General features: G+C 44.0%; 10 protein-coding genes. 8 read left to right on the forward strand and 2 right to left on the reverse strand.

What is annotated here, in order from left to right; genetic code table 11:
• The first annotated feature begins 236 nt into the window (after positions 1-236).
• From ACLSSO_RS11270 to ACLSSO_RS11280, 3 genes are all read left to right on the forward strand, one after another.
• Positions 237-995, forward strand: a complete 759-nt coding sequence (locus ACLSSO_RS11270; protein ID WP_413942849.1) for a TIGR02147 family protein — start codon at positions 237-239, stop codon at positions 993-995.
• Positions 992-1,753: a hypothetical protein gene (locus ACLSSO_RS11275; RefSeq protein ID WP_295900577.1), complete on the forward strand. Its 762-nt coding sequence runs from the start codon at positions 992-994 to the stop codon at positions 1,751-1,753. The genes ACLSSO_RS11270 and ACLSSO_RS11275 overlap by 4 nt, the downstream gene beginning before the upstream one ends.
• 178 nt (positions 1,754-1,931) lie before the next feature.
• Positions 1,932-2,546 carry a hypothetical protein gene (locus ACLSSO_RS11280; RefSeq protein WP_295900579.1) on the forward strand — a complete coding sequence of 205 codons (615 nt, stop codon included), beginning with the start codon at positions 1,932-1,934 and terminating at the stop codon, positions 2,544-2,546.
• A gap of 60 nt (positions 2,547-2,606) precedes the next feature.
• Here the strand turns inward: ACLSSO_RS11280 and ACLSSO_RS11285 are convergent, their stop codons facing one another.
• The gene (locus ACLSSO_RS11285; RefSeq protein ID WP_413942850.1) at positions 2,607-5,114 is read right to left on the reverse strand and encodes a hypothetical protein; all 2,508 of its coding nucleotides are present in this window, start codon (positions 5,112-5,114) and stop codon (positions 2,607-2,609) included.
• Positions 5,115-5,213: 99 nt separating this feature from the next.
• The gene (gene recG / locus ACLSSO_RS11290) at positions 5,214-7,301 is read right to left on the reverse strand and encodes an ATP-dependent DNA helicase RecG (RefSeq protein ID WP_295900583.1); all 2,088 of its coding nucleotides are present in this window, start codon (positions 7,299-7,301) and stop codon (positions 5,214-5,216) included.
• A 61-nt stretch (positions 7,302-7,362) separates the two neighbouring features.
• On the opposite strand from recG, the gene ACLSSO_RS11295 reads away from it, so the two are divergent.
• The 5 genes from ACLSSO_RS11295 to ACLSSO_RS11315 all read left to right on the forward strand — a co-directional run bounded on the left by ACLSSO_RS11295 (position 7,363) and on the right by ACLSSO_RS11315 (position 10,978).
• On the forward strand, positions 7,363-8,310 hold the full coding sequence (locus tag ACLSSO_RS11295) for an HD-GYP domain-containing protein (protein ID WP_413942851.1): 948 nt from the start codon (positions 7,363-7,365) through the stop codon (positions 8,308-8,310).
• Positions 8,307-8,696: a hypothetical protein gene (locus tag ACLSSO_RS11300; RefSeq protein ID WP_295900587.1), complete on the forward strand. Its 390-nt coding sequence runs from the start codon at positions 8,307-8,309 to the stop codon at positions 8,694-8,696. Before ACLSSO_RS11295 ends, ACLSSO_RS11300 begins: the two co-directional genes overlap by 4 nt.
• A 93-nt stretch (positions 8,697-8,789) precedes the next feature.
• Positions 8,790-9,524, forward strand: a complete 735-nt coding sequence (locus tag ACLSSO_RS11305; protein ID WP_295900589.1) for a c-type cytochrome — start codon at positions 8,790-8,792, stop codon at positions 9,522-9,524.
• A gap of 90 nt (positions 9,525-9,614) precedes the next feature.
• On the forward strand, positions 9,615-10,097 hold the full coding sequence (locus tag ACLSSO_RS11310) for a hypothetical protein (RefSeq protein ID WP_295900591.1): 483 nt from the start codon (positions 9,615-9,617) through the stop codon (positions 10,095-10,097).
• Positions 10,097-10,978, forward strand: coding sequence for a trypsin-like serine peptidase (locus ACLSSO_RS11315; protein WP_413942852.1), 882 nt, complete (start codon positions 10,097-10,099; stop codon positions 10,976-10,978). The genes ACLSSO_RS11310 and ACLSSO_RS11315 overlap by 1 nt, the downstream gene beginning before the upstream one ends.
• Positions 10,979-10,994 lie beyond the last annotated feature (16 nt).

The following is a 10,994-nucleotide window of genomic DNA, read 5'->3' on the forward strand; positions in this document are numbered from 1 at the left end:
AGCCTCTCTTCATATTCCACCTACGTTCGAAAATATCACTCAATACGGTTCGGATTTATGAGAGCTGATCTTAAACAGTCTGACGAAATTGGAATAAAATTTTGTTGCTATAATTTTTTCCAGCAACAACACGCAAGAGCGTTGCCTAATAAAAACCTTGCTACAGAACCCTCATTCATGAAAGAAGATGCAAAGGTAATTTGACAAAATTTCGTTTCTATTGTGAATAGGCTGATATGGATCTATCGCTTCTGCTGAAAAATGAGTTTGAGAAAAGAAAATATAAAAACCCAAGGTATAGCCTCAGAGCTTTTGCAAAAAGTCTGAACATTGAAGCCGGAGCACTCCTTCGCATTATGACTAATAAGCGTCTTGCCACCCATACAACGGCAGTGGCGCTTTTAAAAAATCTAAATATTTCATCAGACGTTCAAACTAATATTTTGGTAGAGCTGGAGAATCGCAGAAAAACGTCTTCCAGACCCAGCAAAAAAAATGGGATGAATACATTTTCAGTTCAAGAGTTTGAAACATACTTCGATATTCTCCATATCCACACTATGGAGTCGCTGAACTTGCTGCAATTCAGGAAGGTCAATCAACTTCCCGCTCTAGCCGAATCATTGGGTGTTTCTCTGCTTCAACTTAATGAAGTGATCAATCAACTCATCGGCATAGGTGCTGTTCGTATCGTCGGAGATCAGTTTGAAGTTTTGTACAAATCTTTTTCGACAGTACCTATTGGTTTCACCAGCGAAAAAAGAAGGAACTTGCAAAAGGAGTTTTTAAAAAAGGCTCATGATGCTATTGATTCTGTTCCTTTTGAATTAAGAGACCATAGCACTTTGACAATTCCTGTCTCTGAAAAAGATTTGAACGCAATTAAGGTTATATTGCAGCGTGCACGCGCACGTATTAACAGCATCTCTGAAAAACGCTCGAAACGCGACCAACTCTACAATGTCAGCCTGGCTCTTTATCCGGTGGTTCTATGAAAAAATTAATTTTGGCTTCTCTCATCTGCGCTTTGCTTCCCACGACAACATTTGCCGTTATTCTCAGAGACGGAACTGAAACAAATGGTGGTGACGGCTTTGTAGCGGACTTCTTCAGAGTTCTCGACAACACTATTAAGATACTGGATTCAAAGCCCCTAGAGGACATTGAACAGCTTCAATTGAATGAAATCAAAAAACAGCGCCTGAATCTTGAAGTGATTTCGGCACCCTTTGTCTCCCTTAATGGCAAAGATCTTAGCGCCATCAATAATCCTTACTTTTCTCCTCCTCGCATCACCATCTCTCAAAAATTCTGGAATGGTTTTTCAGAGGAACAAAAAATTCAGCTGGTGCTGCATGAGATCCTTCCGGTCGCTGGGTTTTCAGATCAGGATTATAAATTTTCAGGCGCGCTCATGGCAAAAATTCTGCCATCCAGTCAGGACCTTGCTGCCATTTATGATCTAATTGATACATGTTCATTTGTGCAAATTCTCTCTTTCGATGTAAACACTTTGAAATTCGCAAAAAAACTGAATTACCTTATTCATTCAGCGGCACTCAAAGGTTGTAGTACATTTATCCGTAAGGCCGTAGATGCCGGGTGGGATGTCGATTACTGCTGGAAGCGAAAAACAGCTTACCAAAATTTAGAAGCAACCGATTTCGCTTCAGATCAGCTTATGATGAAATGGATCACGTTAGATCTTCTAAAATCCATGGGAGCTCTCCCGCGAAAAGTTTGTACCGAATAAATGCCGGATTAATTACTTTATTTTATAAGCAACATCTTAAAACAGTTTTATTGATGTTAAGCTTATGTGCAAAGTTAGAAAGCTGACTATTAAAGTCTATTGTATTTGCATCCACCCCTAAAAAGCACCGTGCACTCATTTTGCATTAGGTATTTGCATGTTGCTTAGGGGGAAAAAAATGAATCAATCTTTTGTAAAAGTCTTTCTTTTCTGTGTATCAATGAGTTCAGCAGCCATGGCCGGAAACGGCGCACCTTCGGGAGCTCACTACAACTTAAACATCATCGGAGTTTCTAAGGGAAAATCGGCGGACATGTCCACTAATGACGGCCATCGAATCTTCATGCCTCTTTATGGAACGGCTAAAATCCTTCTTCAAGAAGGATCTGAATTCCAAGTCTTAGATGCCAATGGTACAGACGGCACTGCTAAGTTTCAGTTGCCGAATCCAGATCCAGACAACGACGGCATCACAAACTATTCTGTCTTTGTGCGAGCTTTAGGGAAACCCGGTGGTGAAGCACGCGTTTCCACATGTGCGACGGATCCACTCACAGGTGAAGAAGTGTGCAGCACTTTAAGTACTGTGGCCGTGAGAAAATCAGGTAAATCTTCATTTACAAATGTGACTAAGCAGCTCTTGTACATATATGCGGATCTGGATGGCGATGGTGTTGAAGAACGCTATCCTCTTTTCGACGATCGACTCCAAGATTATTTTTGGAGCTACGACAATAAAGGTCTCAAGGTTTTACAAATGAGATTTTATGAAATCGTGACTAATGTAAACTAAGAACCACGATGGTATAGAGGAAGAGGTATTTCTTTCCTCTATACCATTTACCACGAATGATTATTGCGAAGTATCTAAAACCCTAAACACGGCTCGTGCGCCCAGATAAGCATCATTGTAAGTATAGTTGAGTAATAATTCCGTCGGACTTAAACTTATAAACTCTGTTGTCGCCAAGTCCGTTTCATATTCTCCGATAATTTCTCCGACGGTTTGTCTTTGTTTTAAACTTTCGACGACAACCCAACTTCCGGGAACATCTCCTTCCGTGACCACGGCAATATTATGAGTCGTGTCTTTAACCATAAAGTATGTTCGACCGGCGGCCCAACCGATATCCAAGATATCGCTAGGGATATTGCTAAAGGTGTTCCAAGTCGCGCCATTGTCTGTGGATTGAAATAAGTCGATTCCGTCACGGAAGAATATTTCTCCTGATGGAGCCATCTTTAGGACAGTCTTCATATCCCAGAAGCTCGGCTGCACCGCACTTTTTTTGACTTCGGACCAAGTGCCCCCGCTATCCACGGACCGGTAAAGCACAACATCTCCGGTTGCTCCCATTCGCTCCAGAAGAACCGCATATATATGACCTGCTTGATCCACTGCTAACGAATTCACCCGAATTTCATCAACACCACCCGGAAGTGCAAAGGTTTGCACTAGATTCCATGTCACACCATCTGTCGTTTTCATAAAACGGACATCCGTTCCATCGGGATAGGCTAAATATGTTTCGGTTGTCTGATTGGTTAGGAGGTATGCGGAATTAAAGTTATTTGGAATGACAGAATATACTTCAGTCCACAAAACTCCATCCGTTGAACGGCGAATAATCCTGTTCCCACTCTTTATGCCGACAGCATAGAGGGCACCATCATGCCCCTGAATCAAATCTTCTATATAGGGATTAGTCCCCGCTGTGGTAAATCGATCTGAATCCTGCCAGGTCACTCCATTGTCTGAACTCTTAATGATGACCCATGGCCAATTGCCATCTAAGTCACCCGCATTTAAAATAGCGTATAGAGTCGTCGGCGATACTCGAATTATTTTTTTAATTGTACTCCAGAAAGCCCATTCAAAACGAACTTCACTGCGAAGAGTCCACGACCCTCCCGCATCCGGCGAATACGCCACTGTCGACTGATAGCCTTTGTCGTTGTATGAAAATGCAAGAACTTTATTGCTCGATGGATCAGCGACGATCGTCAATCCATAAGGATCTTTTGTTGGAGCGAGTGCCGCATCTAAATCCAGAGCCGTCCATGAAATTCCATCCGAGGAGGAAACGACTTTCCAATCATTGGGAGTGGCTGCGCGACTGCCTCCCGTTGCAATAAAAACCCCGGATGATGTTCTCGTCATTCCCTGTAAAAGACCCTGCCCAGAATATGCTTGTGTCCAACTAACTCCACCGTCGAGCGTCTGATAAACTTTTCCTACGCCACCCACGGAGCAGGAATAATAAGCCGTGTTGTCATCTACAACTTTCAAAGTTCCGCGCAATTCATAATCTCCGAAATTAACCACTGCGGGAATTGTGGTTGCCGGTGTCCAAGTCCATGTGCCGCCACTAAAAGTTCCCTTTAAGAAATACATATTCGCTGGAGAACCCGATTTACCCATGACAAAAAGATCGCCCGAAGGAGAGATATCAATCTGATAAGCAGAGATATCCCAACCAGAAATCCCTGCGCTTTGATAAATAGTTTGCCAAGTGGCTCCGTCATTTTGACTTTCACGAACAATCCAGCTCATGCCAGTCGCCGTGTCTGCGTAACCAACGGCATAAATAAAACCTGTCGCCGGAGAAACAGCGATGTCGTAACAAACATGATCGCTCCCCGCGTTTTCCCACCACGCATCAGACGTAGACCATGTTGTTCCCTCGTCTGTAGATTTTCTTACGAACCATCCTGAATTAGGATCTGTCGGCTCTTGATCATAACGATAAGAATAACCACAAACAAAAATCGTGCTGCCTTTTGCCGCCATCGCCAACGGATGTGACTCACCGTTATAGTGAAAACCCATAAAGTGATCAACGCGACTCCACGTCACCCCGTCGTCAGAACTTCGATATGTGGCCCAGCGCTCGCCCATATTATCACTGCCAACTGCTGTCGCCAGAATCTTTCCTGACGGCAACCAAATAGCATCGCTGATAAAATTTTGATCTTGAGCCGACTGAGGCATGTCGATTTTCCTGAACTCGCGAAACCCTTTACGATGGACGGTCACAGCAAAAGTTTTACCAGTGCTGTCGGTGATCTCGATAACTTCGTCATCTAACTGAGCATTTGTTGGGATGGAATAAAGACCGGTTGACGTATCCAAAAATCCAGATGTCGCCGTCTTATAGGTAAATGGTGGAACTCCGCCGGAAGGCTCGATAGCTTTTGAAGAGCCCACATCCATGGTGATAGAAAGCGGAATCACATCATCTAAAATCTTGGATGTTGATTCTCCCTTTTCAAGCAATGCCTCCAACGTACAACCTGTTGAAGTCAGCATGACAGAGAAAAGAGCCAGTCCCCAAAACGTACAAAAAGTTGACTTGATCATGAGTAATTTATCGGTTTTTTTGGAGCACTAATTTAGAGTCCAAAATAAGAAATCCTCGAGAAAAAACGTCTCAATTCGAAATACCGAATAAATTAGGGTTTATGCAATTCCCGCAAGGGCTGCGGGTCCATGTTCACGCAAAAGTTCTGCGCGCAATTCCATATTTTCCTGGTAGCTCAGTTTGGGGTCTTTCTTTAAAACCTCAAAAGCCGCCTCGCGAGCATTTTGCAAGATCTGCATGTCACGTACAAGATTTGCCATCTTAAATCCGGCAAGGCCCGATTGGCGCGTGCCCATAAATTCCCCAGGACCGCGCATTTCTAAATCGAACTCGGCAATTTTAAATCCGTCCGAAGTTTTTTCCATCATCTCTGTTCTTTGACGTCCTTCTTCAGAAACGGCATAGCCCATGATAAGAATACAGAAGCTTTTGTATTCTCCCCGCCCCACGCGCCCACGCAACTGATGAAGCTGTGAAAGACCAAAGCGCTCGGCGTGCTCGATGATCATGATATTCGCGTTGGGTACGTCCACTCCCACTTCGATCACGGTTGTTGACACCAAGACTTGAATTTCTTGATTACGGAATTGAGTCATCACCTGATCTTTTTCGTCAGGCTTCATTTTCCCGTGCAAAAGACCAAACTTGATTTGCGGAAATTGTGTTTTCAATTTTTCGTATTCGGAAACCGCATCTTTTAAATCAATCTTTTCGCTCTCTTCAACAAGAGGATACACGATGTATGCTTGTCGACCTTTTTGCAATTGCTCTAGCATAAACTGCAAGGCTTGCGGACGTTTGCTTTCATAAGTCGCGCGAGTTTGAATCGGACTTCGTCCTGCTGGCATTTCATCAATAATCGAAACGTCCAGATCTCCGTACACCGTCATAGCCAGAGTTCTCGGAATCGGTGTTGCCGTCATTACTAAGAAATGCGGCGAATTTCCTTTGTTTTTAAGAACACCACGCTGCTCGACACCGAAGCGATGTTGTTCATCGATAATCACGAGCCCTAGATTTGCAAACTGCACGTCATCTTCAATCAAAGCATGCGTTCCGATAATCAAATCGATTTCTCCGGCATGAAGACTCGCGAGGACTTGTTTTTTTTCAGAAGCTTTGGTTTTCCCCACAAGCATCGCCAGGCGAATTCCCAAAGGTTCTAAAACTTTTTTAGCATTTTTAAAATGTTGTTCAGCGAGGATTTCTGTCGGAGCCATCAAACAAGATTGAAAACCGCTTTCCGCTGCATAGATCGCCGCCATGAAACTCACCAAGGTCTTACCGCTCCCCACGTCTCCTTGAACCATACGATGCATGGGATGAGATTTTTCAAGATCAGCTTTGATCTCTGCAAACACTCTTTTCTGAGCGTTTGTCATTTCAAACGGCAGCGATTTTGCCAAGGCTGTGAGTTTTTCGCCTTTGTTTTGAATCCGCGGAGCGCCTTCTTTTTGAAAGCCTGTTTTTTTAGAAGCTAAATAAAGCTCCAGCCAGAAAAACTCATCAAAGATAATTCTTTTTTGCGCGGCACTTCGAAACTCAGCGTATTCCGCAGCTCTGCTTGGATCGGGAAAATGAATTTCTTTAAGGGCCTCTTTGCGAGGTTTAAGCTGATATTTTTCAAGAATCCACTTCGGCAAAGCTTCCGGTGGCCACTCTTCCATTTGCGCAAAAGCCTGACGAACCAGCTTCATGATTTTCGCCGTCGCAAGACCTTCAATTTCCGTATAAAGGGGAATCAACGCATCTTGAGTTTCTTCGTCAGGTTCAATATCGCGAATGTCCGGATGATGAAATTCGATGCGTCCTCGATACTCCGTCACTTTGCCGACAACGCGGACTTCAGTAAATGGCTTAAAGCGCTCAAAGTATCCTCTGTAAGGAACGCGGAAGTATTTGCAATGAATCTGGCCCGAAGAGTCGCGCACGACGACGTCATACATTTTTCGTGTCGAGCGTCCCATATTGATACTATGAACCGCCACAACCTGAGCTTTGATGCTGACAATATCGTCCGGTTTGAGACTGGCAATGTTACGAGCAGCCCTTTGATCTTCGTAGGCTCTTGGATAGAACTCTATAAGGTCGCCCAATGTCTTTAATCCCTTCCGTGAGAAGAGATCTCCGAGCTTGGGTCCAACTCCTTTAAGATACTGAATTTGGGTGTCTAGACGAAGGGCCATCGCCTTCGATTATTCAGGATTTTGTTTCTAAGTCAATGTATCCATGGCAGAATTTTGATATATGGAGTCTTCTTCTTTTTTTCGCATCCGCTTAAACACGATTCGCCCTGGCAAAGTGACCACTTTCGATATTTATATCTACGTGGACCAAAAACATATCTTGTATTTACGTGCCGGAGACCGTCTTTCTGACGGAAAAATCAAATCCATGCACCGTAAGGACACAGGAGATTCTTTCTTCGTAAAAACCGAAGACAAACAGCAATATCGCGACTGGGTTCGTGAAGAAATGAACTCGGACGCCATTGATCCTTTTGAAAAAGCCAAGATCTTGCGGGAATCCTCTGTCGCTTTGATGGAAGATCTTTTTGAAAATCCAGATGTGAACAAAGCCCTTGATGACTCACGTCCCATCATCACCGACTTCATTGATCTTATGGAAAATGCTCCTGAGGCGATGGGATTTATGATCTCGCTTTCGGGCCACGATTTTTATACTTACAATCACTCTCTTGATGTCAGCATTTACTCTTTGGGTTTAGGCAAGGCTTTGGGTTACGACGCAAAAACCCTAGAGGAGTTGGGCGTTGGAGCTCTATTCCACGACATCGGTAAACGCAATGTCAGTCTTGATATTCTTTGCAAAAAAGGCGGCCTGACGGATGCGGAGTGGGAACAAATGAAAATGCATCCGCAGTATGGCCTTGTGATTTTGAATAATCATCCAAACATCAGTGATGCTATCAAAGCCGCCTGCTTTGAGCATCACGAATCTTGGGCTGGCAACGGTTATCCGCAACAGCTTGTTGCCGACGAAATTCATCCTTTCGCACGCATTGTCGCTATCACCGACACGTACGATGCGATGACGACCCAAAGATCTTACAACGTTCCAATGACTCCGATTGATGCCGTGACAATGATGAAAGAAAAGCTTGCGGGCCGCTATGACCCCGACATGCTGAAAGCTATGTATTCAGTTCTTTTCAAAATCAAGGTCGCTTCATGAAGCACATTTGGTATTCGTTAATTTTAATTGCCAGCATTCCACTGTTAACTTTGGCGATTGAGCCTGCAAGTCCTTCTGGATACTGTGAGCGCTTTATCGGAGAAAAAGACATTCAAAGCTGCAAAGAGCGCACGGAAAAAGAAGACGTCGATTGGTATGCAGGTGCCGTCTGCAATCTGCAAAAAGACGATGCGGCTTTTTGGACTTGCTGGGACAGCGTTAAAGGTAAGAGCTTTAATCCCCAAGCTTTGGAAAAATGTGGCGAAGATAAAGACCTTTCTGATGAACAGCGCCAGTCTTGTGTGAACGATGCCAAAGGGTCTCGCAAACCCGCTTCTGACGACAATGACCTTTTTCAAAAATTGAAATTCAAAGGCCGCCACTAAAATCTGTCGTCTTTCTAGACAGCTCTTGTATTTAATTCCACGCTCTTAAAACCGCCCCACGGTTCTCACAAAATTTGGTAAAACCTGGGACTTATGAAAAAGACACTTTTGATTTCTTTGGCGATAGCGGGATTCACTTTAACCGGATGCAGTTATGCTCTGGAAGAAGTGGGGCTTTTTAAAACTTCCGATGGCCTTCCTAAAGTCGGAGCTTTCCAATTCGCCGATCAAAAAGTGAGCTTTGAAGTCGTTGCCTCTGTTTCTATGCGCACATGCTTAGAGTGTCACGCCACCGGCAACCGCAGCATGAACACCGCCGAAAAAGTTTTGGCGCAAAAAGATTCCATTCTAGGTGCCGTCAATAAGGAATCCATGCCACCTCGTTCTTCAGGCTACAAGCCGCTCACAGCATGCGAAAAACAAATCCTTGAAACATGGATTGAAGACCAGACTCACAACCGTATCGAAGTGCAAAAAGTAAAAGACCTTCCCGCTTGCGCGGGACTTGAAGCTCCGAAAGCAAAACCAAAAACGGACTTCAAAACTCTCGAACTGAGTTTTGAAAATCTAAAGACTGAGATTTTAGCTCCGAAGTGCTTAAGCTGCCACACAACCGAGACGGCAAAAAAGACGGTTCTAGAAGATCTTGAGCATATTAATGCCAAAGAACTCATCAAAGAAACGGCTGAAGACAGCCTTCTCTATAAAATCGTAGTGCCGGGCATGTATAAACGCTTTATGCCTCCTACTCGCACGGGAATCGCCCCTCTAACGGCTGATGAGCTGGATTACCTGAAACGCTGGATTGATTCTGGCGCCAAATATTAAAGTGTCGAAATCTTAGACAGCCTTGAAATAGTTTTCACACCCTGCCTTCCGCAAGGGAAGACAGCGGTCTTTCTGGTATATTTGCGAGCAATGAAACACGGTCTTTTTCTCTTCTCATTTTTGCTGATTTTTTCTTCTCAAGGCTTTGCTAAATTGCCTGCCTGCATGGATAAAAAAGACCGTCTTGATTTTAACGAAAATCAGGTCCTCGTTTGGCGCGATCATCTTGATAAAAAAGAAACTGCACGAGCTTTTATTAAAGGCATCATTGTCCGCGTGATGGAAGACCGCCAAAAGCACGTCCATTTTGAAGTCGATTTCGACCGTGATTTAAACTCCGAAGACGACCGCATCGAAGTGATTTACAATACAAAGTTCGGTCCCCTTCCAGAAAATAGACCCGGCGATGAAATCGTCGCTTGTGGTGATTTTGTCGCAGATCCTTATTCTCCGTTTAAAGGCGTTGTCCACTGGCTTCACATGAGCCCTAAGAAAAGTGCTCACGACGATGGCTATCTTGCCATCAATGGCGTTGTAACGGGACTTATCAATCCTAAACCGGAGAAGCCTTAATGAGATTTTTAACGCTTCTTCTTTTGCCGTTCTTTGTGCTGGCTTGTTCTGAAAAACAGTCCACTTCCGAAGTTGATTCTAGAGGAACAGGCGTTATTTACGGCAAAGACTCGCGCGAAGATGTGAGCAAAAACGAGACTTTTATTTCTGCGGCTTCGGCCACGGCCATGCTTGTTGAAGAACGTAAAATGACAAAACAAGGCGAGATTTGGAATTTAGACTCGGCCGCCCTCGATAAGCATCTTCCTATTTGTCCCGATGAAAAATTCGCTAAGCAACAAGCTCTAGGTTTTTGTACGGGTGTTCTTATCGGACCTAACAAAGTTCTGACTGCCGGTCACTGCATGGATAAAGCAGATCGTTGTGCAGATACGAAATTCCTGTTTGGTTGGAATTTACAAAAGTCTCTGACAAAGACGGCTCCTGACTCTGAAGTCTATCATTGCAAAAATATCGTGGCGATGACCAATGAACGTGCTAAAGGTATTGACTACGCTATTGTCGAATTAGACCGCGATGTGCAAGATGTCACTCCGGTGAAAATTGCTCCGGAAACGGTTTTTGCCAGAGGAGAAGCTTTATTGAGCCTTTCTTATCCACTGGGTCTTCCTCTGAAAAAAGATCTGGGAAAAGTTCTTGAGGATTCCTCCGACAGAAATTACTTAAAACTTGAAGTAGATACTTTTGAAGGAAGTTCGGGCTCTCCGTTATTCAACACCAAAGGCGAAGTCGTTGGTATTCTGAGCACCGGCATGGAAGACATTTTGGAAGATGACATCTATCGTATTCAAACTGAAGGTGGTTGTTTGAACTTTAACCGCTGCAAGAATGGTACATGCTTCGGTGAAAGATTTTTTAAAGCTTCCCGCATTGACCTTTAACACATTTTACAGTCGT

This window comes from Bdellovibrio sp. HCB-162, from assembly GCF_047344985.1.
Lineage (GTDB): Bacteria > Bdellovibrionota > Bdellovibrionia > Bdellovibrionales > Bdellovibrionaceae > Bdellovibrio.

Excerpts from the sequence above, each read along its gene's own strand:
- ACLSSO_RS11285 (WP_413942850.1), bottom strand. The coding sequence starts at position 5,114 with ATGATCAAGTCAACTTTTTGTACGTTTTGGGGACTGGCTCTTTTCTCT.
- ACLSSO_RS11275 (WP_295900577.1), top strand. The coding sequence starts at position 992 with ATGAAAAAATTAATTTTGGCTTCTCTCATCTGCGCTTTGCTTCCCACG.
- recG (WP_295900583.1), bottom strand. The coding sequence starts at position 7,301 with ATGGCCCTTCGTCTAGACACCCAAATTCAGTATCTTAAAGGAGTTGGA.
- ACLSSO_RS11280 (WP_295900579.1), top strand. The coding sequence starts at position 1,932 with ATGAATCAATCTTTTGTAAAAGTCTTTCTTTTCTGTGTATCAATGAGT.
- ACLSSO_RS11310 (WP_295900591.1), top strand. The coding sequence starts at position 9,615 with ATGAAACACGGTCTTTTTCTCTTCTCATTTTTGCTGATTTTTTCTTCT.
- ACLSSO_RS11300 (WP_295900587.1), top strand. The coding sequence starts at position 8,307 with ATGAAGCACATTTGGTATTCGTTAATTTTAATTGCCAGCATTCCACTG.
- ACLSSO_RS11295 (WP_413942851.1), top strand. The coding sequence starts at position 7,363 with ATGGAGTCTTCTTCTTTTTTTCGCATCCGCTTAAACACGATTCGCCCT.
- ACLSSO_RS11305 (WP_295900589.1), top strand. The coding sequence starts at position 8,790 with ATGAAAAAGACACTTTTGATTTCTTTGGCGATAGCGGGATTCACTTTA.
- ACLSSO_RS11315 (WP_413942852.1), top strand. The coding sequence starts at position 10,097 with ATGAGATTTTTAACGCTTCTTCTTTTGCCGTTCTTTGTGCTGGCTTGT.
- ACLSSO_RS11270 (WP_413942849.1), top strand. The coding sequence starts at position 237 with ATGGATCTATCGCTTCTGCTGAAAAATGAGTTTGAGAAAAGAAAATAT.